Origin of the sequence: Modestobacter altitudinis, from assembly GCF_005930475.1 — a bacterium.
GTDB lineage: Bacteria > Actinomycetota > Actinomycetes > Mycobacteriales > Geodermatophilaceae > Modestobacter > Modestobacter altitudinis.
In genome coordinates, this window is the sequence record NZ_SJEW01000008.1 from 13445 (window position 1) to 36395 (window position 22951).

The window sequence follows — 22951 nt, forward strand, 5'->3', positions numbered from 1 at the left end:
GGGGTCCTTGCGCTCAGAACCAGCGGGGAGCAGCCTGCGCGCCGGGGGCGTGGCCGTGCCGGCTGTCCGCGCGCGGACCGTGGCCACCGGACCGGCCGGTCGACCTCGGCGCCTGCTCGTGCGACCGCCACGCGGTGAACAGCGACACCCAGTGCTCGGCAGTCAGCGCGGACGCCCGGGACATCGGGGACAGGCCCTCGGCGTGCAGCCAGCGCACCCCGGCGGTGCCGGGGAGCTGGCTGCGCAGGACCGCGCCGAGCGCGGGCTGCCTGGTCGCTCCCGGGGCGGAGAGGACGGCGTGCGCGAGCCGGTCGAAGTCGGCCCGGTCGTCCTCGGGGAGCTGGGCGCGGGCGGCGACGGCAGGGCCGTCGAGGGCAGGGGTGGGGCGTGACATGGAGGACCTCCAGCAGGGGTGAGGGCACCCGCGACGTCCGGCGGGCACGCCGGGGAACGGGGGAGAGCGGTCGCGCCCGGTCACGAGGGGACCGGCGGACGGCGGGCCGGGGCCCGCGGGTCAGCTCAGGAGGTGCGCAGCCGCAGCCGCAGCGAGGTGTCGCCCATGGGGAGGACGGTAGCGGCGGCCCGGGGCGGCCGTCGAGGGGTTTTCAGGACGCCCGCTCGTCGGCGCCGCGCTCCTGCGCCGCCCGGGCCTTCTCCGCCTGGCGGGCCTGGTGCGCGGCGTACCGGGCGGCGTCCTTCTCCCGCTTGCCGGCGTCCCGCTCCCACTTCTGCTTGCGCTTGCGGGCCCGGACCAGCTCGCGGGCGGCGAAGTCCGGGTGCTCGTCCCAGCTGCTCGCCAGCTGGACGACGACCACGCCGATGCCACCGAAGATCAGCACGCAGGCGCCCAGGACGGGGTCGACGAGGAACGCCAGCACGGAGAGGAGGACCCAGACAGCTCCGGCGACGACGGTCCGCTTCGACATGCCCCCAGTATCCGCGCCCTCCCTGTGCAACCGGGACGACGGCCGGTGAGGACGACCGTCGGCGGCGGGCGTCGGGCATGCTCGCGCGCTGACCTGGGACGAGCAGGTCGCCGAGCTCGCGGTGGTCGTGGCGGTGGCGGAGGCGGTCTGAGGGTGACACGCCGGTGACATCGAGGGGGACGCGACGGCGTGGCGCGGCCGCCACGCCGACGACCCCTTGTGCACCACCGATGTCGTCTCTAACGTCCTGTTCGCGGTTCAACCACCAGCCGCGACCGGGCACCCGATGCCCGGCGCACGAGACTGGTGGCAGGTGCCACCGGTCACGACGGCCAGCCGGAGGTCCCCATGACCGCATCCATCGACATGGACCCCACCCGCATCGACGTCCGCGCCGCGACCAGCTCGTCGGGCACCGTCGTCCGCGTCAGCGGCGAGGTCGACTCCACCACCGCCCCGGGCCTGCGCAACTGCCTGCTCGAGGTCGTGGCCCGGCCGGGTTCCTCGGCCGTGGAGGTCGACCTGCAGGGCGTCACCTTCCTCGACTCCGCGGGGCTGTCCGCGCTGGCGACCGCGCACCGGGCTGCCGTGGCCGCGGGGCGGGTGCTGCAGATGCGCTGCGGCAGCGCGCGCGCCGTCGTCCGCCCGCTGCAGATCACCGGCCTGTGGAGCGTCTTCACCGTCGTCGACGCCGACTGAGGGGGCCCCGGCCGGCCATGATGGCCGGATGGTCGACGGCGTTCCTCCCCAGCTCCACCCCCAGCTCGCGGCGCTGCTGCCCGCGCTGCCCACCACACCGGCCCGCGAGGTCGGCCTCGACGCCGCCCGCCACAGGTTCGGCGAGCTGCTGGCCGCCGGGCTCGCCGGGGCGCCGGAGGTGGACGTGGACGACCTCGTCCTGGACGGCGGGCTCCCCGCGCGGGTCTACCGGCCCGCCACCGCCCGGGGCGCCACCGTCGTCTTCCTCCACGGCGGCGGCTGGACGCTGGGCAGCGTCGCCGACTACGACGGGCTGGCCCGCAGGCTGGCCGACGGCCTGTCCGCGGTGGTGCTCGCCGTGGAGCACCGCCGCGCTCCCGAGCACCCGTTCCCCGCCGCCGTCGACGACGCCGTCGCCGGCACCCGGTGGGCGCTGGCCCACGCCGCGGACCTGGGCGGGGACCTGCGGCGGGTGGCGGTCGCCGGGGACAGCGGCGGCGGCAACCTGGCCGCGGTCGCCTGCCAGCAGCTCCGGGACGCCGGCGGTCCGCAGCCGACGGCGCAGCTGCTGCTGTACCCGAACGTCTCCCGCGGCGCCGACCAGCCCTCGGTGCAGGCCTTCGGCCACCTGCCGTTCCTCACCCTGTCCGACATGGGCTGGTACACCCGCAGCTACGTGCCGCAGGGCACCGACCTCGGCGACCCGCGGATCAGCCCGGCGGAGGGCGACCTCGCCGGGCTGCCGCCCGCGTTGGTCGTCACCGCCGGGGTCGACCCGCTGCGCGACTCCGGGCGGGCCTACGCCGAGGCGCTCACCGCCGCCGGCACCCGCGCCGAGTGGCTGGACCTGCCGGACATGCCGCACGGCTTCGCCCACCTGGGCGCCCTCGCGCCGGCCGCGGAGGCGGCGCTGGTGCAGGTGCTCGCCCGCGCCGCCGTCCTGCTCGATGGGGACTGAGCGGTCCTCGCTCAGGTGGCGGGGTCCCGGTCGGGGAAGCGCGCCCGGGCCAGGGCGTAGACGCCGAACGCGGCGAACCCGACCGCGACGGCGGTGAGCAGCCACCGCCCGGTCGGCACGCCGGCGATCGCGTGCATCGCGCCGTCCAGCCCGGTCGCCGTCGACACGTCCTCGGTGGCCGCGGCGTAGACCAGCAGCCCACCGGAGACGGCGAAGGCGATGCCCTTGGCCACGTAGCCCACCGAGCCGATCCGCTCGATCAGCGGCTCCCACCGGTCGGGGGCCGCGGCCAGGTCGACGTCTTTCATGAAGCCGCCGGTCAGCCCGCGCACCAGCGTGTACGTCCCGACGGCGGCCACCCCGACCCCGACCAGGACCACGGCCGCCGCTCCGCCGGGGATCTCCAGGGCCTCGTCGGTCAGCTCCCGGAACCGGTCGGCGGCGTCGTACTCGGCGCCCACGGCGAAGAAGAGCGCGGTGACCCCGAGGACCGCGTACACCGTGCCCTTGGCCCCGCACTTGGCGCAGACCACGGCGGTGCGCACCCGGCGGGCCGGCCGCAGCAGGCCGGTCCACACGCGCAGCACCTCACCGGCCTGCCACAGCGCGAGCGCCAGCATGCCCAGCCCGATCACCCACAGCAGCACCCGGCCGCCGGGGGAGCCGGCCACCGTCTGCAGCGCACCGGTCTGGTCGGCGTCCTCGGCGCGGGGACCGGCGGACCAGGCGACCCGGGAGGCGAGCCAGCCGATCAGCACGTGCAGGACGCCGTAGGCGACCAGGCCGACCCGGGCCAGGTGGGTGAGCACCGGGTGGTCGGTCACCTCGCGGGCGCGGGCGACGGCGTCGTGCACCCGTTGCAGGACGGCGGTCACCCCGGGATCGTGCCCGACCCCGGGCGCGCCCGCACGGCGGTCAGGTGCGCTCGGGGTACCGGGCCCGGAAGAGGCAGAAGACGCCGAACGCCGCGATGCCCAACGCGACGACGGTGAGCAGCACCTTGCCGAACGGGGCGTCCAGCAGCGTCCGCATGGCGCCGTCCAGGCCACTGGCCTTCGCCGGGTCGAAGGTGATCGCCGCCCAGCCGAGCAGCCCGCCCACGAGGGCGAGCGCGACCCCCTTCAGCGGGTACCCGACGAGGCCGAGCCGCTCGATCACCTGCTGCTGGCCCGCCGTGGCCTGCGCGGTGTCGATCTCCTCCATGAAGTGCTTCGTGATGCCCTTGTGCACGTGGTAGATGCCCACGCCGATGACCACCAGCGCGGCGAGGCCGACCAGGAACCGGCCGGCCGGCCAGCTGAACACCCCGGCCACGGCCGACTGCTGCTGCTGCCCGCTCGACTGGCCGCCACCGGTGGCGAACCGGAAGGCGGTGACGGCGAGGAACAGGTACACGACGGTCTTGGCGACCGCCTTGGCGGTCTTCACGGCGGCCTTCTTCTTCGCGTCGCCGGAGCCGCGCAGCCGCGAGCGCTGCCGCAGCACCTCGGCCAGCTGCCAGAGGGCCAGCGCGACGAGCCCGATCGCCAGGACCCACAGCAGCCCCTTGCCGAACGGCTTCGAGGCGAGGGTGGCCATGGCGCCGGACTGGTCGGCCGAGCCGCCGCCCCCGCCCCCGCCCCAGGCCAGCTGCAGGGCCAGCCAGGCCACCAGCAGGTGGACGACGCCGTAGGCGATCAGCCCGACGCGGGCCAGGTCCTCCAACGCGTCGCTGTCGCCCGCCCGGTCGGCACTGGACGAGGTGCCCGATCTGGTCACGGTGGGTCCCTTCGGTCGCGGGAGCGGACGGCGCCCGGATCCGGTGCTCGCGTCCCCGTGGCCGCTCAGATTGGCACAGCCGCAGGTCGGGTGCGCGCCGGACGAGCGCGGCGTCAGCCGACCGGGTGCCGCGCGCGGGCCGGGCGGTGCGCCTGGGTGGTGTGCTCACCGGTGGGGGAGACTGGGTGCGTGACGAACGCCGTGACCGCCGGCCGGCTGGCCGGGACCCCCGCCGCCCCGCCCACGCCGCAGCAGGCCCGGTCGACCTGGCCGCGGATGGCCGCCCTCGGTGCCGCCCTGCTCGTGCTCGGTGTGCTGGCACTGACCTGGTCGGGGGTCGGGCCGCGGCTGCTGCTGGCGGCGCTGGGCCTGTTCGCCGTCGTCCGCGGCGTCGCGCTGCTCCGCAGCGCCCGCGCCGGTGAGGTCGAGCGGTCCGGCGCGGTCCTCGGCGCCGGTGCCGTCTGGGTGGGGCTCGTCCTCGCCGCACTGGGGCTGGTGTCGGCGACCACGGCCGGCTGGGGCCTCGTCGCCGCCGTCGTCCTGCTGCTGCCGGTGCTGGCCGCCGCGGTGACCGCCCGCCGCGCCGCGTGGGCCGGCGCCGCGGTCGCCGTCGCCGTCGCCGTCGCCGCCCTCGCGCTCGGGCTGCTCGCCGGCACCGACGCCCTGCTCTCGGCCGGGCGGGTCGTCGTCGGCGTCGTCGTGGCGGCGCTGGGGCTGGCCAACCTCGCCGGGGCCGCCGGCCTGGCCCGGATCGCCCGCCGGCCGGAGCCCGCGCCGGTGGCGGCCGGGTGCGGTGGCTGCGCCTGCGGCGCGGGGGGCTGCGGCGCGCTCGGCTGACGGGGCGCTCGCTGAGGGGCGCGCGTCCTCCAGTCGTTCCGTGCCGGACACCTCCCCGACATGCGACCGACCTACCGTCGGGTGTGCGGTGGCCGGCGATCCCGGACCACCGGCACAGCGGCCGCGACCGCCGGCCCGGCACGGAGGAGGGGACATGCGCACCATCGAACGCACGGTGTGGACCTGCGACAACTGCAGGTACACCAACGCCGCTGACCGCAAGCGGTGCACCGACTGCGGCACCACCCGGCACTGAGCACCGAGGACTGAGCACCGAGGCCCGCGACCGCGCGCGACGAGGCGCCGGTACGTGGGCGCCCGCAGGAGTGACCTGACCTCCCCGGGGTAACCCCGGCAGACATGGCAGACCTCATGGACGCCGCCGGCCGGCTGGTCGCCGTCCCCATCGCCGCGCTGACCCGGGTCCGCGGCGCCAAGCCGATGCACCCCCGGGGCACCCTGTTCGCCGCGGTGCTGCAGCGTTCCGGGCTGGCCGCCGGCATCCCGTGGCTGGACGCCACCGGCCGCGACGACGTCCTGGTCCGGGTCTCCCGCGGCGCCGGGCTGCCCCCGGCGCTGCCGGACCTGCTCGGCTTCGCGCTCCGGGTGCCGGGGGAGCACCCGGTCGACCTGCTGCTGTCCTCCACCGGCCGCGGGCGGTGGAGCCGGCGGGTGCCGGTGCTGCGCCGCGACGCGGCGACCAGCTACGGCTCGATCATGGCCTACCGCAGCGCCGGCGGGCCGGTCTGGCTGGCCGCCGACCCCACCGGTGGCCCGCTGCCCACCGCCGTCGACCGGCTCGCCGCGGCCGCGCCCGGCCGGGTCGTCACGCTCTCCGCCGCGGTCGGTCGTGGACCGTGGGAGCCCTTCGGCACGGTGACGCTGGGGGAGCCGAGCACACCGCCGGACCCGGAGCTGCCCTTCGACGCCGTCCAGCACGCACCCCCGGGCCTGGTTGCCGACGGCCCGCTCGCCCGCTTCCGCCGTCCCGCGTACGCGGCGGCCCGCGCCGCCCGCGGGGTCGCGCTGGAGACCGGCCTGCGGTGAGCGGTCACGTCTTCGTCGTCGGCGCGGACCTCACCCGGCTGTCCTGCGACGACGTCGTCATCCCCACCGACCGGTCCCGGCGGGTGACCGCGAGCTGGGTCCCGCTGCTGCCGGCGGACGCCGTCCGGGCGGAGGACGAGGACGGGGCGTGCGTGGCCGGTACCTGGCGGGGCGAGGAACGGGTGCACGAGGTGCCCGGCTGCGGCGACCGGCGCGCCTGGCTGGTCGACACCGTGGACCGCGACGGCTCCCGGGACGGGGAGCGGGGCCTCAGCTGGCTGCTCGACGGCGCCCGCGAGGTGCTGGCCGCGGTCGCCCGCCGCGAGGTCGCCGCACCGGCGCACGGGCGGGCCCGCCGGCTGGTCGGGCTCCCGGCGCTGGGCACCGGCTGGGGTGGGGCCGCCGGACAGCGCGGCGCACTGCTCCAGCAGCTGCTGCCGGTGCTCCGCCAGGCCGCCGACGAGCACGGCTACGACATCGCGCTGGTGCTCCGCCGGCCCAGCGACCTGGCCGCGGCCCAGCGGGTCCGGCGGGGCGACGGCGGTGGCTGGCGGTTGCCCGAGGCGCTGGACGGGCTCGCGGAGGACCTGGGCCGGCGGGCCCGCGAGGGGGAGCTGGCCGTCTTCCTCGGCGCCGGCGTCAGCGCCGCGGCCGGGCTGCCCACCTGGGAGCAGCTGCTCGCGGAGCTCGCCGTCCGCGCCGGCCTGGACGACGGCTCGCGCGCCGGGCTGTCCGGCCTCCCGCCGCAGGACGCCGCCGCCCTGCTGGCCCGGGTGCTCGGCCGTGACGAGCTGGCCGCCTACGTGCAGGAGCGCTTCGGCCCGGGCTCCTACTCGCTGGCGCACGCGCTGGTCGCCGCGCTGCCGGTGCGCGAGTTCGTGACCACCAACTACGACCCGCTGGTGGAGCTGGCCGCCGCCGACATCGGCCGGCCGATGCGGGTGCTGCCCTTCGACGAGCCCGCGCCGGGCGTGCCCTGGCTGCTCAAGCTGCACGGCGACGCCGCCCACCCGGACAGCGTCGTGCTCACCCGCGAGCAGTACCTGGAGTTCGGTGACCACCGCAGCGCCCTGGCCGGCGTCCTGCAGTCGCTGCTGCTCACCCGGCACGTGCTGTTCGTCGGCACCTCGATGCTGGACGACGACCTGATCCGGATCGCCCACCAGGTGCGCAGCGTGCTGCACGTGCCCGAGTCCGCGGACCGGCGGCGCAGCGGCACCGTGCTGGCGCTGCGCGAGGACCCGGTGCGCGCCCGGCTGTGGGAACGGGACGTCGAGACGGTGGCTATGACGAGCGCCGCGGAGGCCGCCGACGTCCCCCCGGCCGAGGCGGCCCGCCGGCTCGAGGTGCTGCTGGACCTGCTCGGCTGCCTCGCCAGCCGGCCGACCGGCTACCTGCTCGACCCGGCCTACCGCGGGCTGCTCGACGAGGAGGAGACCGCGCTGGCCGACGCGCTGACCGACGCCGCGGCGGCGCTCGGCGGCGGGGCGGGGCGGAGCTGGGCCGGCCAGGAGGTGCTGCGGCTGCTCCGCGAGCTCGGCCGGGGCGACGGCTGACCGTTTCCCGCACCGCCCGGCGGGCAGTGCACACCGCATGCGCCGGCCCCGGTTCGACCAGTCCCTCCCCATGCTCGCCAAGGGCTACGCCTGGCTGCCCGACCGCCGGCGCACCGCGGGCCGGGACACCGTGCAGACCCGGCTGCTGGGGGTGCGCCGGACGCTCGGGGTGGAGGGCCCGGCCGGGGCGCGGTTCCTCTACGACGAGGACCACGTCCGGCGCAGCGGCGCCCTCCCCGAGCCGGTGGTCAGCACCCTGTTCGGCCACGGTGCGGTGCACACGCTGGACGGCGAGCCGCACCGGGTGCGCAAGGCGATGTTCGTGCACCTGCTGATGGACAGCGGCACCGCGGACCTCGTCGACCGGGTCGGCGCGGCCTGGGACGACGCCGTGCCGCGCTGGGCGCACCAGCCGCAGGTCGTGCTCATGGACGAGGCGGCCCGGGTGCTCACCCGGGGCGTGTGCGACTGGGCCGGCGTCCCGGTGTCCGACGAGGAGCTGCCCGCCCTCGCCGCTGACCTGACCACGCTGGTCGACGGCTTCGCCACCGGCGCGCCACGGCACTGGCGGGCCCGGCGGGTGCGGCAGCGCCGTGAGGCGTGGCTGGCCGGCATCGTCGACGCGCTGCGCGCCGGCGAACGGACCGCGGCGGCCGGCTCGGTCCTCGACGTCGTCGCCACCCACCGCGACTCCGAGGGCGAGCTCCTCGAGCCGCGGGTGGCCGCCGTCGAGGTGCTCAACGTCATCCGGCCCACCGTGGCGGTCAGCTGGTTCATCGGCTTCGCCGCGCACGCGCTGCACCGCTGGCCGGCCGACCGCGAGCGGCTGCGCGCCGGGGGCGCCTACGCCACCGCGTTCGCCCACGAGGTGCGCCGCTACTACCCGTTCGCGCCGTTCATCGGCGGCCGGGCACCCCGGGACGTCGAGTGGGACGGCGAGCGGGTGCCGGCCGGCTCGATGGTGCTGCTGGACCTCTTCGGCCAGTCCCACGACCCCACGCTGTTCCCCGAGCCCTACGCCTTCCGCCCCGAGCGGTTCCTGACCGGGGACGGCGACCGGGTCCGCGACATCGGTCCGTGGGAGCTGGTGCCGCAGGGCGCCGGCGACCCGCGCACCGGGCACCGCTGCCCGGGGGAGGACGTGACGGTCGCGCTGCTGGCGTCGCTCGCCGTCCGGCTGGCCCGGCTGGGGTACCGGCTGCCCGACCAGGACCTGACCATCTCGCTGCGCCGGATCCCGGCTCGACCGGCCAGCGGGGTGGTGCTCAGCGACGTCCGGCCGGGCTGACCCGCAGGACCCCCGAAGGGTGGTCTCGGAACGGCGCGGTCGCGTACCTTCCGAGCATGAACGTCCGCGCACGGAACGACGTCCGTGTGAGTGGTGCGGCCGGTGCCCGCCCCATGGTGTTCGCGCACGGCTACGGCTGTGACCAGAACATGTGGCGGTTCATCACCCCCGACTTCGCGGTCGACCACCAGGTGGTCACCTTCGACCACGTCGGCTTCGGCAACTCCGACCTGTCGGCCTACGACCCGGTCCGGTACGAGTCCCTGCACGGGTACGCGGCCGACGTCGTCGACGTCATGCGTGACCTGGAGCTGACCGACGCGATCTTCGTCGGCCACTCGGTGAGCGCCATGATCGGCGTGCTGGCCCATGCCCGGGCGCCGGAGCTGTTCGGCGCCATGGTGATGGTCGGACCCAGCGCCCGGTACGTCGACGACGGCGACTACCGAGGCGGGTTCACCCGCGAGCAGATCAGAGAACTGCTGGACAACCTCGACGCCAACCACCTCGGCTGGTCCACGACGATGGCCCCGGTGATCATGGGCAACCCGGACCGGCCGGAGCTGACCGAGGAGCTGACCAACAGCTTCTGCCGGACCGACCCCGACGTCGCGCGCCAGTTCGCCCGCGTCTCCTTCCTCTCCGACAACCGCGCCGACCTGCCCGGCGTCGACGTGCCGAGCCTGGTGCTGCAGTGCTCCGAGGACGTCATCGCCCCCGAGTCGGCAGGTCGCTACGTGGCCGAGCAGGTCCCGGACGCCCGCTTCACGCAGCTGGCCGCCACCGGGCACTGCCCGCACCTCAGCGCCCCGGAGGAGACCACCGCAGCCATCCGGGCGTGGCTGTGACCCCGACCCCCACGACGGACCGGCGCCGCGACGACGACGCCCGGGGCCAGGTGCAGCAGCTGCTCGAGGACGACCCGGCCGACCTGTTCGAGAACGCGCCGTGCGGGTACCTGTCCACGCTGCCGGACGGGACGATCATCAAGGTCAACCGCACGCTGTGCAGCTGGATCGGGCAGTCCGCCGAGGAGGTGCTGCGGGTCCGGCTGCGGGACCTGCTCAGCGTCGGCGGCCAGGTGTTCCACGACACCCACCTCACGCCGCTGCTGCGGATGCAGGGCGCCGTCCGCGAGGTCGCGCTCGACGTCGTCCGGGCCGACGGCTCGCTGCTGCCCTGCCTGGTGAACGCCGTGGAGGTGCAGGGGCCCGACGGTGAGCCGGTGCTGGTCCGGGTCACCCTCTTCGAGGCGACCGCCCGCCGCCGGTACGAGCGCGAGACCCTCGCCGCCCGGCGGGCCGCCGAGGCGTCCGAGGCGCGCTCGCGCACCCTGCAGCAGTTCACCTCCGAGCTGGCCACCGCGGTCACCACCGCGGACGCGGCGGGCGTGGTCGTGCACCGCAGCCGCCGGGCGGTCCAGGCCGCCGGTGCCGCGCTCTGGCTGCTGGGCACCGCTCCCGGGCCCGGGGAGGAACCGGCCGTCGAGCTCGCCGCCGCCGAGGGGATGACGCCCGAACTGCTGCACCAGCTCAGCGGCGCCGCTCCCGGCCGGGTCCTGCCGGTGCTCGGTGCCGGGGTGCGCACCGTGCCGGTCGGCGACGCGCTGCGGGCGGCCTGGCCGGAGCTGGCCGCGGCCGCCGAGAAGGCCGGCTGCACCGACCTCGTCGTCGTCCCGGTGATCGCCGACGGCGACCACCTCGGCGCGATGGTGCTCGCCCGCGGCCGGGTGGACGAGAGCGCGCTCATCTCGCTCAGCGAACCGGGGGAGCACCACGCGCTGTCCGAGGCCGACGCCGACCTGCTCGCCACGCTGGGCCGCCAGGCGGGACAGGCCCTGGAGCGCGCCCGGCTGCACGAGGAGACCGCCCGCCAGGCGGAGCGGTCGACGTTCCTGCTCGACGCCGCCCGGCTGCTGGCCCGCGCGACCGGTGTGACCGAGACCGTCGAGCGGCTCGCGGAGATGGTGGTGCCCCGGCTGGCCGACATGTGCCTGCTCGACCTCGTCCTGGAGCACGGGATGAGCCGGGTGGTCGCCCGGCACGGTGACCCCACGCGGCAGCAGCACGTCGAGGAGCTGCGCGCGTGGGCGCCGCCGTTCCGAGACCTGCCGGCACCGGCCCGCGCGGCTCTGGAGGAGGGGCGCACCCGCTGGTTCCCGTCCCTGCCCGACGAGTGGCTGGCCGAGGTCGTCCGGGACCCCGCCGAGCTCGCCGCGGTCCGCGCGCTGGACCTGTCCAGCGTGATCAGCGTGCCGCTGGTGGCCGAGGGCAGGTCGCTGGGCGTGATGACGCTGTCGGCCGACCGGCGGCGCGCGCCGTTCACCGCCGCCGACGTCGAGCTGGCCGAGCAGCTCGCGCTGCAGGTGTCGCTGATGATGGCGAAGGCGCAGCGCTTCGAGCTCGAGGCGCGCACCTCGCACACCCTGCAGGCCACCCTGCTGCCGCCACCCCCGCCGGGGGTCCCGGGCGTCTCGGTGGCCGTCCGGTACCTGGCCGCGACCCACGGGGTGGAGATCGGCGGCGACTTCTACGACGTCGCGCCGCTGCCGGGGGACCACGTGGCCATCGCCGTCGGGGACGTCGTCGGGCACGACATCACCGCTGCGGCCACCATGGGGCAGCTGCGCAGCGTCTACCGGGCGCTGCTGGTCGAGGGCCCGGCGCCGACCGCGGTCATCGACCGGCTGCAGGCCAGCTGGCCGCTGCTCGGGCTGCAGCGGATGGCCACCGCGCTGTTCGCCACCCTCGACCTGCCCACCGGCGTGCTGCACATCGCCTCGGCCGGCCACCCGCCGCCGCTGCTGGTGGCCGACGGCCGCGCGGAGTTCCTGCCGGTGGTGCCCAGCCGGATGCTGGGCGCCCCGCCGGCGCCCGCCGTCGAGTGGACCGGGGTGCTGCCCCGGGGCGCCACGCTGGTGCTGTTCACCGACGGGCTGGTGGAGAGCCGCACCAGCGACCTCGACGCCGGCCTCGCCCGGCTGCAGGCTGCTGCTGACCGACGGGTGACGACCGACCCGGAGGAGCTCTGCGACCGGCTGCTCGGCGACCTGGCCGGCACCCACCGCGCCGACGACATCGCCCTGCTCGCCCTCACCCGCGACCCCTGAGGCCCCTCGCCCGTCGCACGCTGTGCCGACTGTGCAGCTACCGGGCTCCCGAGCGCGCTGAGGGCCCGGTAGCTGCACTCCCGACGGGGCCTGTGGACGGCGTCAGCGCCGACCCTCCTCCGACGGGCACCCTGCTCCGGTGGCCGTCCGTCCCCGCGTTCCCGCGGAACTGCGCACTGGGGTGTTCCGCGGGTCGACAGCGGTGCAGCGAGGCCTCCTGACGCCCGACGAGCTCCGCGGTCCGGCGTGGACGGCATTGTTCCGCGACGTCCACGTCGCCGCGGACCAGCCGATCACCCACGCACTCCGCGCCCGGGCCGCTGCAGGCGTGCTACGCCCTGGGGCAGTCGTCATCGGCCGGAGCGCCGCGGTCCTCTGGGGCGTCGACCTGGCCTCCGCGCAGGACGACGTGGAGCTGGCCCTCCTGCCGGGGGCGCACCCCATGCGCGTGCCCGGGGTGCGGGCCCGGCGGGTGCTGCTCGATCCCCGGCACGTGTGCGCGCGACGGGGCGTGCTGGTGACAGATCCTGACGCGACGGCCGTGGCCGTGGCAGGCGCCCTGCCGCTGGACGACGCCGTCGTCGCAGTCGATCAGCTGACCTCCCGTGGACCGGCTGACCTCCCGCGGGTCCGGGCGCTGGCGGAGGTCGGGACAGGACGCGGCTGCCGCCGGGCGCGGCTGGCCTGCTCGCTCGCCGACGGGAAGGCCGAATCGCCGCAGGAGACCCGCATCCGGCTGCTGCTCCTGCGCAGCGGGCTGCCCGCACCGATCGCCCAGTTCGAGGTGCCGCGAGCCGGCCGGCGGCCACTGCGGCTGGACTTCGCCTGGCCCGAGCACCGGCTCGCACTGGAGTACGACGGGCAGTGGCACGGCGATCCGGGGCAGCTGGGCAAGGACCGCAGGCGGTGGAACGAGCTGGGGGACGCCGGCTGGCGGATCGTCTTCGCCACGGCGGTCGACGTCCACCGTCCGGCCGAGCTCATCGCCCGCCTCAGTGCCCTGCTCGTTCCCTGACAGCGAATGTGCAGGCAACGGGCTCTGCGAACCGTCCAGGGCCCGCTGCCCGCACACTCGGTGCCGGGACCGGGTCAGGCGTCGGTGAGGCGGTGCAGCTCGGCGGGGAGCTCGCCGGGGGAGAGCACCGTGAGCCGCTGGGTCGGGCGGGTCAGCGCGACGTAGAGGTCGCTGTGCCCGCGGACGCCCTCGTCGAGCAGGCCCTGCGGGTCCACCAGCAGCACCGAGTCGAACTCCAGCCCCTTGGCCTCGGCCGGCACCAGCACCACCGGGCCGGCCGAGGAGTCCGCGGCCGGTCCGGCGGAGACGACGGGGAACGCCCCGGCCAGGCAGTCGACGACGGCCGGCACCCGGCTCGGCGGGACGATCACCGCAACCGTGCCGCCGGCCGCGACCAGCTCGGCGGTCACCTCGGCGGCCCGGGGGAGCAGCCGGTCCGCGGGGACCTGCTCGGCGACCGGCGGCACCCCGGTGCTCCGCACCGACTGCGGCGCGGCGGTGACGGCATCGCTCGCGGCCAGCACGTCGGCGGCGACCGCCATGATCTCGGCCGGCGTCCGGTAGTTGACGGTGAGCTGGGCCAGCCGCCACTGCTCGCCGACGTGCGGCCGGAGCACCGCGCCCCAGTCGGTCGCGCCGGCCAGGCTGCCGGTCTGCGCCAGGTCGCCGACGACGGTCATCGACCGGGTGGGGCACTTGCGGGCCAGCAGCCGCCAGGTCATCGCCGAGAGCTCCTGCGCCTCGTCGACGACGACGTGGCCGAACACCCAGCTGCGGTCGGTGGCGGCGCGCTCGGCGGCGGTCCGGGTGTCCAGGTCGGCGTCCCGCTCGGCCAGCTGCTCGGCGTCCAGCAGGTCGCCGGCGGTCAGCTCCTCGCCCTCCTCGTCGTCCTCCAGGTCCGTGGACCGGGAGCCGTGCAGCAGGTCCAGGGTCTCCTGCGCCTCCTCCTGGGCACGGCGGCGGCGGCGCGCCTCCCGCGCCCGCTCGGCGCTGTCGTCGTGGCCGAGGAGCTCGTCGGCCTCCTCCAGCAGCGGGACGTCGGCCGGCGTCCACGGCGCGTCCGCGGCGCGCTCGAGCAGGGCCCGGTCCTCGTCGGTCCAGCCCTTGGTGGCTCGGCGGATGCGGGCCGGGTCGGCCAGCAGCTCGCGCAGCAGCCCCTCAGCGGTGAGCACCGGCCACAGCTCGTCGACCAGCTGCCGGACGGCGGGCTCGCCGGCGATCTCCGACTCCAGCGCCTCGACGTCCCGGCGGTCGAGCAGGTCGGCACCGCCGCGCACGTCGCCGCCGATCCGGTCGGCGTAGCGCTGGGCGACGAGCTCGACCAGGGCCCGGACGAACGCCGGGCGGCCCAAGTTGTGCTGCCGCGAGGCGCGCCGGGCGGTGGTGCGGCAGCGGGTGAGGTCGACCGGGCGCAGCGGCATCCGGACGCCGTCGATCACCAGCTCGCGCACGCCCCGCGGCACCGTCTCCCGGTCGCGGACGGCGGCCTTGAGCACGTCGACCATCGCCAGCCGGCCCTTCACCTCGGCGACCTGGGGCGCCTCGGTGCCGCGCGCGTCCAGCCCGGGCCGCAGCTGGCCCAGCCCGGCGAGCAGCACGCCGGTCTCGCCGAGGGCCGGCAGGACGTCGGCGATGTAGCGCAGGAAGGTCGGGGTGGGGCCGACGACCAGCAGTCCGCTGCGGGCCAGCCGGTCCCGGTGCGTGTACAGCAGGTAGGCGGCGCGGTGCAGGGCGACCGCCGTCTTCCCGGTGCCCGGGCCGCCCTGGACGACCAGCACGCCGCGGGCGTCGCTGCGGATGATCGCGTCCTGCTCGGCCTGGATCGTCGCCACGATGTCGGTCATCCGGCCGGTGCGCTCGGCGGTCAGCGCGGCCATCAGCGCAGCCTCGCCGGTCAGCGGCGGGCCGTCGGTCTCGGTGGCGGCGATGGTCAGCACCTCGTCGTGGACGGCGGTGACCTCGCGGCTGCGGGTGCGGATGTGCCGGCGGCGGAGGACGCCCTCGGGCCGGAACGGCGTCGCGGTGTAGAACGGCCGCGAGGCCGGTGCCCGCCAGTCGACCAGCGCCGGGTCGCCGGCCGGGTCGTCGGCGGGGAGCCCGACCCGGCCGATGTAGAGCGGCTGCGGGGAGACCTCGCGGTCCAGCCGGCCGATGACCAGCCCGTGGTCGGCGGCGTCCAGCGCGGTGATCCGCTGGCCCTGGAAGCGGGCGGCCGCCTCCCGCTCACCGAGCGACTGCGGGTTGATGATCGGCATCGCCAGCGCCTGCCGGAACCGGGTCACCGCCAGCTCGCGGGCGGCGTCCAGCCGGCGGTACAGGTCGGTGACTGCGGCCCGTTCGGCGGCGAGGTCGGGGTCGGGGGCGACATCCTGGGACGAGCTCGACAACGGGGGCTGCTCCTCGGATGGCGTGCGGTACGTCGTGGCGACCTGCAACCGTACGTGTCCCGGCGTCGTCCCGGGCCGCCCGTGCGGATGAGTGTCCGAGTGGACCGCCGGTGGACTGGTCCGTGCCGGGCCGGACGGCGGGCAGGATGCCGGCATGGCCACCGCACACATCGGGCACACCCACCGCCTCGACCTGGCCGACGCCACGGTCCGCGAATGGGACGCCACGGTCGTCGCCGCCGATCCCGAGCAGGGGATCGTGCTGGACCGCTCGGCGTTCTACCCGGGCGGTGGTGGTCAGCCGCCGGACGAGGGCGTGCTGCTGTGGGGCGGCGTGCGCACCCGGATCGCCGGCACCCGCACCGGCGACGAGCTGTACCTGGTGCCCGCCGAGGGTGACCCGCTGCCCCCGGTGGGGACAGCGGTGCGCGGCGCGCTGGACGACGAGCGGCGGACCGCGCTGATGCGCACCCACTCCGGGCTGCACGTGCTCACCGGCGTCGTCTTCCGCGACTACGGGGCGCTGGTCACCGGCGGCAACATGGAGCCGCTGACCGCGCGGATGGACTTCGACCTGGCCGAGGTGCCTCCCGACTTCAAGGACCGGGTCGCCGAGGCGGTCAACGCCGAGCTCGCCGCCGACCGCCCGATCCAGGTGCAGGTGCTGCCGCGCGAGGAGGCGTTCGCGATCCCGGACATCATCCGGACCGCGACCAACCTGCTGCCCCCGGACCTCGAGGAGGTGCGGATCGTGGACATCGTCGGGCTGGACACCCAGGCCGACGGCGGCACCCACGTCGCCTCGACGGCGATGGTCGGCCGGGTCGAGGTCGTGAAGATGGAGAACAAGGGCCGCGGCTTCCGCCGGCTCCGCATCCGGATCGTCTGAAGAAGGACCACCCTTCCCCCACGCCTCGCAGGCTCGGCGCGGGCCCCTGAAGAGTGGCCGTCAGGACGGCGTCGGGGTGAGCCGGGACGTCGTCGCGTCGTCCCGGGCGCCGCCGAAGTACTGGTCCAGGACCTGGGCGAAGACCGGCTCGTCGGAGACGGCGGCGAACAGGGTCATCGACGACCGCAGCTTCTGGGCGTCGATGCCGCCGAGCACCCGGACCGGGTCGGTGGTGCCCAGGTCGGTCAGCGCGCGGGCGGACTCCCGCAGCCGGGGGCCGAGCACCGGGTGGGCCAGGTAGGCACACGCCTCGGCGGCGCCGCTGATCGCGTAGTGCTGCGCCGTCGCGCTCCGGCCCAGGCCGGCGACCTGCGGGAAGACGAACCACATCCAGTGGCTGCGCTTGGCCCCGGCCCGCAGCTCGGCGAGCGCGGCGGAGTACGTGCCATCGCCGTCCTGGGCGTCGACGAAGCGCTGCAGGTCGAAGGCGTCGCTCACCTGGCCAGCCTGCCCTCCGCCCGGTCCGATCGCACGGCAGCCCGCCGCTCGGTCACGCCGGCTCCCGCCACATCGGGAACACCGTCGGGCCGCCGGCCGGCAGCGACACCGCGCCGCGCTGGACGAAGCCGTGCCGGGCGTAGAGCGAGCGGTTGCGCTCGCAGGAGGCTTCGAGGTAGGCCGGGGTGCCCGTGCGGTCACACTCCTCCAGCACCGGCCGCAGCAGTGCACCTCCGATGCCCGTCCCCTGCTCCCGCGGCTCGACGCCCAGGTAGTGCAGGTACCAGTGCCCGGGCAGCGGTCGGTGCGCTTCCATCGCGGACCGTGCCCTGCCCGCCCGCCGCAGCTGCCGGCCGAACAACCGGACCCAGCGGGGCGCGTCCCGGATGTCCTCCCAGGTGGTGGGCGCCCACCGGCCGGGTGGGAACCACATCGCTGCGCCCGCACCGTCGCCGGCGATCCAGGTGCCGCCCCGCTCGTCGCTGCGGGCGGCTTCCAGGTCGAACATCCGCTGCATCCGCCGCCGTCGGTGCGGCAGCGCCGGGGGGAACAGGTACGTGAACACGGGATCCTCGGCGAACGCCGCCGTCAGGACCTGGGCGATCCGGGCGCGGTCCGCTCCGGTTGCACGTCGAACGGCTGGTCCGGTGTCCTCCGCCATGCCCGGCACGATGGCCCGGCTGCCAGGGCGGGAGAAGTCCCGGTGCACTGCCCACGCGCCTGCTCCGCGTGGCCGTGGCCCACCGCAACGGCAGGCGGACCGAGCCGGCGCGCCCTGCCCGCAGACCCCGTTCCGCCGGGGACGGCGGCGACCTGTAGAACCGGTGCAGACGGACCACACCGACGTGGGGAGCACCGCATGGGCAGCAACTCGTTGACGCTGGCGCCCGCGCCACGCTCGGCAGCGGCGGAGGAGGTGCGCGCGGAGGTCCGCGCGTTCCTGGCCGAGGAGCTGGCCGCGGGCAGCTTCACCACCTCCGTCGACACCTGGCTCTCCGGCGTCGACCCGGCCTTCTCCCGCAAGCTGGGCGAGCGCGGCTGGCTGGGGATGACCTGGCCGAAGGAGTACGGCGGTCACGAGCGGACGGCGATGGAGCGCTACGCCGTCACCGAGGAGCTGCTGGCCGCCGGTGCCCCGGTCGCCGCGCACTGGATCGCCGACCGGCAGTCCGGCCCGAACCTGCTGCGCTACGGCACCGAGGCGCACCGCACCGAGATCCTGCCGCGGATCGCCGCCGGGGAGTGCTTCTTCGTCATCGGGATGAGCGAGCCGGACAGCGGCTCCGACCTCGCCTCGATCCGCACCCGGGCCACCCGCGACGGCGACGGCGACTGGGTGGTGAACGGCGCCAAGGTGTGGACGTCGAACGCGCACACCAGCCACTACGCGATCACCCTGGTCCGCACCTCCCCGGCCGACCCGGCCAGCCGGCACGCGGGCATGTCGCAGCTGCTGGTCGACCTCTCGCTGCCCGGGATCACGGTCAACCCGATCCGCATCCTCGACGGCGGTCACCACTTCAACGAGGTCGTGTTCGACGACGTCGTCGTCCCCGGCGACATGCTGCTGGGCGAGGAGGGCAACGGCTGGCACCAGGTGACCGCGGAGCTGGCGTTCGAGCGGTCCGGACCGGAGCGGTTCCTGTCCACCTACCCGCTCGTCGCCGAGTTCGCCCGGCGGGTGGCCGCGGCGCCCGACCCGGCCGGACTGGCGGCGCTGGGCCGGCTCTCGGCCCGGTTGCTGGCGCTGCGCCAGATGTCGCTGCGGATCGCCGGTGCGCTGGACCGCGGTGAGCTCCCCGACATCCCGGCCGCCCTGGTCAAGGACGTCGGGACGACGTTCGAGGCCGACGTGATCGACGAGGTGCGCCGCGCGGTCGACGTGGTGGCCTCGCTGGACTCACCCGACCCGCTGGGCCGGGCGCTGGCCGAGGCCCAGCTGCACGCGCCGGGCTACACGCTGCGCGGTGGGACCAACGAGATCCTCCGAGGGATCGTCGCTCGCGGATTGGGGTTGCGCTGATGTCGGACCAGGACCTGGTGGTCGAGACCGTCCGGGACATCCTCACGTCGTTCGAGCCGTTCGTGCTCACGCGTGACCGGCCGTGGGACGCCGGGCTCTGGGCGGCGCTGGCCGAGGCCGGGCTCACCGGCGTCGGGCTGCCCGAGGAGGCCGGCGGATCCGGCGGCGACCTCGCCGACGCCGTGGCCATCGTGGCCACTTTGGCCCGAGGGGCCGCGGCGGTCCCGGTGGCCGAGCAGCTGCTGGTCGCCGCGCCCGCCGTCCTCGCCGCCGACCTGGACCTGCCCGCGCCGGACCAGCCGCTGACCATCGCGGTCGACGGTGCGGTCAGCGCGGAGCCGCGGGACGACGGCGACGGCCCGGGCAGCTGGACCCTCACCGGGACGGCGACCGACGTCGCGTGGGCCGGGGTCGCCCGGCACCTGGTCGTGCTGGCGACCAGCCCGGTCGGCCCGGTGCTCGCGCTGGTCGACGTCACCGGCCGGGAGACGACGCACGCGGCCAACCTGGCCGGGGAGCCCCGCGGCTCGCTGGTGTTCGACGGGGTGACCTGCGCCGGTGCGCTGCTCACCGACCGGCAGGCCACCGAGCTGCGTGCCCGGTACGCCCTCGCCCGGGCGGTGCAGCTGTCCGCGGCGCTGGAGCAGGTGCTCGCCTGGACGGTGCAGTACGCCGGGGAGCGGGTCCAGTTCGGCCGGCCGCTGGGCCGGTTCCAGGCGATCCAGATGGAGCTGGCCGAGATGGCCGGTGAGGTGACCGCCGTCGCCGCGCTGGTCGACGCCGCGGTGCAGGCCACCGAGCGCGGGGAGTCCCTGGTGCCGGCCGCCGCGGCCGCCAAGGTCCGCGCCGGGGCGGCGGTCGAGGTGGTCGCCCGGCTCGCGCACCAGGTGCACGGCGCCATCGGGTTCACCCAGGAGCACAAGCTGCACCACCTCACCCGGCGGTGCTGGTCGTGGCGGGACGAGGCCGGCACCGAGCTGGCGTGGTCGCGGGTGCTCGGCGAGCGGCTGCTCGCCGACGGCCCCGACGCGCTCTGGCCGGCGCTCACCCGGGTCGTGTGAGGAAGGACTTCCCTGCCCCCACCACTTGCACGCTCGCGGCGGGCCCCTGCACGGGGGCCACCATCCGGCCGTACCGGGCGGCGGACCGGGCCGCGGTCTACGACGTCTGCGTGCGCACGGCGTCCGCCGGCGGGAACGCCCGCGGCCGGTGGTCGACCGACGACCTGATGCCCGACCTGTTCGCCGGCCCGTACGTCGACCTCGAGCCGTCGCTGGCCTTCGTGCTGGACGACGGCGACCGGGCCGTCGGCTACGTGGTCGGCACCGCGGACACCGCCGCGTTCGTCCGCCACTGGCGACGGGAGTGGCTGCCGCGGCTGGCCGACCGGTACCCGGCGCCACCGGTCCCGCCCCGGACGGCGGAGCAGGCGATGGTCGCGCTGCTGCACCGGCCCGAAGGGATGCTCCGGCCCGAGCTGGCGGCGTACCCGGCGCACCTGCACATCGACCTGCTGCCCACCCACCAGGGCGCCGGTCACGGCCGGGCGCTGATCGACACGTTCCGGGCCGCGGCGGCCCGCGCCGGGGCAGCCGCCCTGCACCTCGGCGTCGACCCGGCCAACCACCGGGCCCGCGCCTTCTACGACCACCTCGGGTTCACCGAGATCGCCGTCCCCGACCCGGGCGTGACCTACCTCGGCCTGCCGACGTCCTGAAGCCGGTCCCGGCGCCGAACCCGGCTCGGGTTCCGGCGCCGAACCCAGGCGGGTCTCGGCGCCGGAACCGGCTCAGACGGTCTCGGGGATGCGGAGGCGGGCGATGACCAGGTCGAGCTCGGCGACCTCGGTGATCCGGCCGCCCATCGACCGGGAGTACTCGCCCTGCAGCTGGTCGGCCCGCTGGCCGGCGGCGATCATGGCGTTCCGGTCGACGTAGTTGACCGCGGCCACGGCCCGGCCGGTCAGCCGGTCGACCATCAGGCTGACGCTGGAGAAGCCGGGCAGCTCCTCGATCCGGGGGAGCAGCGTCATCCGAAAGGTCGCGATGTCCTCGTCGACGGCGGCCGGGTCGCGCAGCGCGCTCCAGGTCACCCGGCAGCAGGCGTGGTCACCGGCCTGCTGGGCCCGGTGCATGACGGCGATCTCCCACTGCGCGACCAGGGGGACGGCGCCGAGCAGCTTGCCCAGCTGCGCGCGGTTGGGGCGCATGGCCTGCTCGCTGGCCTTCAGCGCGGCCTCGGTCTCCCACCCGGTGGTGACGATGCAGCGGCCCGAGTTCGGTCCGGCCAGCATCGACATGCCGGTGCAGCCGTCCATCCCGGTGGTCGTGGGCAGCCATTCCTCCCGCACGAACCTGGTCGCCTCGTCGAGCGCTCCTGGGTTCCCGCGCAGCGTGGCGGTTCGGGCGTACATCCGCAGCTCCCCTCGGCCGGCGGTGCCCCGGCGGCACGACCGCAGGACCGACTCTGCCCGCTCGCTCGCCGCTGCGGGAACCGCCCTGCGATACCCCTCCGTTCCGCATACGGCGGTTCGCGACTGTCCGAGACCGCGCTGCGACAGGAGGCCCAGGGGCTGCGGGGCCGCCCGACGAGGACGGCCCCGCCCCCGGGATCAGCCGAGCAGCACCCCCCGCACGACCTCGTGCAGGTGGGTGTTCGGGTAGTAGCCGGTCAGCTCCTCGCTGCCCGGCCCCTCCGCGGTCACCACGGTGGGCACACCGGTGTGCCCGGTCGTCGTCCAGTCCAGCGCGAAGTCGTAGTCCTCGCTCCCGGCGACGAGGAACGGGCCGTCCTCGCCGGACTCGGTGTCGCCCTCGACCGCGGTCTCCTGCGGCAGGGTCCCGCCGGGGCCGCTCTCGTCCTCGGGGTCGACGTCCTCGATGGTCAGCCCACCGCACTCGTGGTCACCGGTGACGATCAGCAGCGTGTCCGGGTGCTCGGCGACGTAGGCCTCCGCGACCTCGACCGCGGCGTCCAGCGAGCGCATCGCCTCGAGCATCCGGGTGCCGTTGTTGCTGTGGCTCATCTCGTCGACGGCCTCTTCCTCGACCAGCAGGAAGAAGCCGTCCTCGTCCTCGGACAGGATGTCGAGGGCCTTGGTGGTCATGTCGGCCAGCGGGACGAGGGGGGAGAACTCGTCGCCCTGGCCCTCGGGTCGCTGCTGGAACATCTCCTCGTTGGCGAAGAGCCCGAGCAGCTGGTCGGAGTCGGCGGCGGCGAACTCCGCGGCGGTGCTCACGTACTCGTAACCCAGGCCCTCGGCCTGCGCGACCAGGTCGCCCTGGGTGCTGCGGGAGACCTCCGGGTCCTCGGTGTCGCCGGTGCGGGGTGCGTAGGTGCCCTCGTCGCCGGCCGGCAGCCACCAGTCCTCGCCGCCGCCCAGGATGACCTGCGGCCTGCTGACCTCGAGGTACTGGCGGGCGATGTCGTCCTGCGCGCTGCGGTTCACCGAGTTGCTGAAGAACGCGGCCGGGGTCGCGTCGGTGACCTGCGCGGTGGTCACCAGCCCGGTGGCCAGGCCTGCCTGCTGGGCCTCCGCGCCGATGACCGGCAGCGGGTTGCCGTCGACGTCGACGCTGATCGCGCCGTTGTAGGTCTTCACCCCGGTCGCCCAGGCGCTCGCCGCCGCGGCCGAGTCGGTGACGGTGTCCTCCGGGTCACGCGCGTCGGTGGTCTGCAGCCCGGCGATCGGGAGGGAGTCCATGGCCAGCTGGCCGTCGAACCCCTCCTGGTCCAGCCGGGCGGCCTCGCGGTGGGCGGCGGCCATGCCGTCGCCGTTGACGAAGATGACGCTCCGCGGGTGGTGGCCGTGGCCGTCCCCGCCGGCGGAGGCGGCGCCGGGCAGCAGGACGACGGCGCCACCGCCCACGAGCGTGGCGGCGAGACACAGCGGCAGGGTCCGGCGCTGGAGGCGCCGCATTCTGGTGGTGGACATGACTCTCCCTGGTGCGGCTGGACGGCC

The 22951-nt window shown here is 75.9% G+C and carries 22 protein-coding genes; 13 read left to right on the plus strand and 9 right to left on the minus strand.

Annotation, left to right across the window (positions count from 1 at the left end):
* Positions 1–13: 13 nt before the first annotated feature.
* Positions 14–394, minus strand: a complete 381-nt coding sequence (locus FHL79_RS04880; protein WP_138757507.1) for a hypothetical protein — start codon at positions 392–394, stop codon at positions 14–16.
* Between the two features lie 211 nt (positions 395–605).
* Positions 606–926, minus strand: coding sequence for a hypothetical protein (locus FHL79_RS04885; RefSeq protein WP_138757508.1), 321 nt, complete (start codon positions 924–926; stop codon positions 606–608).
* A 348-nt stretch (positions 927–1274) separates the two neighbouring features.
* Here FHL79_RS04885 and FHL79_RS04890 point away from each other — a divergent pair, with 348 nt between their 5' ends.
* Both FHL79_RS04890 and FHL79_RS04895 read left to right on the plus strand, forming a co-directional pair.
* Positions 1275–1625: an STAS domain-containing protein gene (locus FHL79_RS04890; RefSeq protein ID WP_138757509.1), complete on the plus strand. Its 351-nt coding sequence runs from the start codon at positions 1275–1277 to the stop codon at positions 1623–1625.
* Between the two features lie 28 nt (positions 1626–1653).
* Positions 1654–2583: an alpha/beta hydrolase gene (locus FHL79_RS04895; protein WP_138757510.1), complete on the plus strand. Its 930-nt coding sequence runs from the start codon at positions 1654–1656 to the stop codon at positions 2581–2583.
* 11 nt (positions 2584–2594) lie between these two features.
* Here FHL79_RS04895 and FHL79_RS04900 read toward each other — a convergent pair whose 3' ends face one another.
* Both FHL79_RS04900 and FHL79_RS04905 read right to left on the minus strand, forming a co-directional pair.
* Positions 2595–3458: a DUF1206 domain-containing protein gene (locus FHL79_RS04900; RefSeq protein WP_138757511.1), complete on the minus strand. Its 864-nt coding sequence runs from the start codon at positions 3456–3458 to the stop codon at positions 2595–2597.
* Positions 3459–3498: 40 nt separating this feature from the next.
* Positions 3499–4341 carry a DUF1206 domain-containing protein gene (locus tag FHL79_RS04905; RefSeq protein ID WP_138757512.1) on the minus strand — a complete coding sequence of 281 codons (843 nt, stop codon included), beginning with the start codon at positions 4339–4341 and terminating at the stop codon, positions 3499–3501.
* 189 nt (positions 4342–4530) lie between these two features.
* Here FHL79_RS04905 and FHL79_RS04910 point away from each other — a divergent pair, with 189 nt between their 5' ends.
* From FHL79_RS04910 to FHL79_RS04940, 7 genes are all read left to right on the plus strand, one after another.
* Complete coding sequence (locus FHL79_RS04910; protein ID WP_138757513.1) at positions 4531–5178, plus strand: hypothetical protein; 648 nt, start codon at positions 4531–4533, stop codon at positions 5176–5178.
* A 360-nt stretch (positions 5179–5538) separates the two neighbouring features.
* Positions 5539–6225, plus strand: coding sequence for a phosphodiesterase (locus FHL79_RS04915; RefSeq protein ID WP_138757514.1), 687 nt, complete (start codon positions 5539–5541; stop codon positions 6223–6225).
* Positions 6222–7781, plus strand: coding sequence for an SIR2 family NAD-dependent protein deacylase (locus FHL79_RS04920; RefSeq protein WP_138757515.1), 1560 nt, complete (start codon positions 6222–6224; stop codon positions 7779–7781). The genes FHL79_RS04915 and FHL79_RS04920 overlap by 4 nt, the downstream gene beginning before the upstream one ends.
* Before the next feature lie 37 nt (positions 7782–7818).
* Complete coding sequence (locus FHL79_RS04925; protein WP_138757516.1) at positions 7819–9069, plus strand: cytochrome P450; 1251 nt, start codon at positions 7819–7821, stop codon at positions 9067–9069.
* 56 nt (positions 9070–9125) lie between these two features.
* The gene (locus FHL79_RS04930; protein WP_138757517.1) at positions 9126–9917 is read left to right on the plus strand and encodes an alpha/beta fold hydrolase; all 792 of its coding nucleotides are present in this window, start codon (positions 9126–9128) and stop codon (positions 9915–9917) included.
* On the plus strand, positions 9908–12178 hold the full coding sequence (locus FHL79_RS04935; RefSeq protein ID WP_138757518.1) for a SpoIIE family protein phosphatase: 2271 nt from the start codon (positions 9908–9910) through the stop codon (positions 12176–12178). Before FHL79_RS04930 ends, FHL79_RS04935 begins: the two co-directional genes overlap by 10 nt.
* Positions 12179–12317: 139 nt before the next feature.
* Positions 12318–13193, plus strand: a complete 876-nt coding sequence (locus tag FHL79_RS04940; protein ID WP_138757519.1) for an endonuclease domain-containing protein — start codon at positions 12318–12320, stop codon at positions 13191–13193.
* Between the two features lie 74 nt (positions 13194–13267).
* Here the strand turns inward: FHL79_RS04940 and FHL79_RS04945 are convergent, their stop codons facing one another.
* The gene (locus FHL79_RS04945; protein ID WP_138757520.1) at positions 13268–15580 is read right to left on the minus strand and encodes a HelD family protein; all 2313 of its coding nucleotides are present in this window, start codon (positions 15578–15580) and stop codon (positions 13268–13270) included.
* A 154-nt stretch (positions 15581–15734) separates the two neighbouring features.
* Here FHL79_RS04945 and FHL79_RS04950 point away from each other — a divergent pair, with 154 nt between their 5' ends.
* Complete coding sequence (locus tag FHL79_RS04950; protein ID WP_138757521.1) at positions 15735–16469, plus strand: alanyl-tRNA editing protein; 735 nt, start codon at positions 15735–15737, stop codon at positions 16467–16469.
* A gap of 60 nt (positions 16470–16529) precedes the next feature.
* Here the strand turns inward: FHL79_RS04950 and FHL79_RS04955 are convergent, their stop codons facing one another.
* Both FHL79_RS04955 and FHL79_RS04960 read right to left on the minus strand, forming a co-directional pair.
* On the minus strand, positions 16530–16967 hold the full coding sequence (locus FHL79_RS04955) for a DUF1810 domain-containing protein (protein WP_138757522.1): 438 nt from the start codon (positions 16965–16967) through the stop codon (positions 16530–16532).
* A gap of 52 nt (positions 16968–17019) precedes the next feature.
* Complete coding sequence (locus FHL79_RS04960; protein ID WP_171058023.1) at positions 17020–17532, minus strand: GNAT family N-acetyltransferase; 513 nt, start codon at positions 17530–17532, stop codon at positions 17020–17022.
* A 294-nt stretch (positions 17533–17826) separates the two neighbouring features.
* Between FHL79_RS04960 and FHL79_RS04965 the strand changes: the two genes are divergently transcribed.
* The 3 genes from FHL79_RS04965 to FHL79_RS04975 all read left to right on the plus strand — a co-directional run bounded on the left by FHL79_RS04965 (position 17827) and on the right by FHL79_RS04975 (position 20707).
* Complete coding sequence (locus tag FHL79_RS04965) at positions 17827–18990, plus strand: acyl-CoA dehydrogenase family protein (protein WP_138757524.1); 1164 nt, start codon at positions 17827–17829, stop codon at positions 18988–18990.
* Positions 18990–20051 (plus strand): acyl-CoA dehydrogenase family protein, encoded by a 1062-nt coding sequence (locus tag FHL79_RS04970; protein WP_138757525.1) that lies wholly within the window; start codon positions 18990–18992, stop codon positions 20049–20051. Before FHL79_RS04965 ends, FHL79_RS04970 begins: the two co-directional genes overlap by 1 nt.
* Before the next feature lie 110 nt (positions 20052–20161).
* Positions 20162–20707, plus strand: a complete 546-nt coding sequence (locus FHL79_RS04975; protein WP_246080362.1) for a GNAT family N-acetyltransferase — start codon at positions 20162–20164, stop codon at positions 20705–20707.
* Positions 20708–20779: 72 nt separating this feature from the next.
* Here FHL79_RS04975 and FHL79_RS04980 read toward each other — a convergent pair whose 3' ends face one another.
* Both FHL79_RS04980 and FHL79_RS04985 read right to left on the minus strand, forming a co-directional pair.
* Entirely contained in the window at positions 20780–21403 is a 624-nt protein-coding gene (locus FHL79_RS04980; RefSeq protein WP_138757526.1) for an antibiotic biosynthesis monooxygenase, read from the minus strand.
* A gap of 198 nt (positions 21404–21601) precedes the next feature.
* Positions 21602–22924 carry an alkaline phosphatase gene (locus FHL79_RS04985; RefSeq protein WP_138757527.1) on the minus strand — a complete coding sequence of 441 codons (1323 nt, stop codon included), beginning with the start codon at positions 22922–22924 and terminating at the stop codon, positions 21602–21604.
* Positions 22925–22951 lie beyond the last annotated feature (27 nt).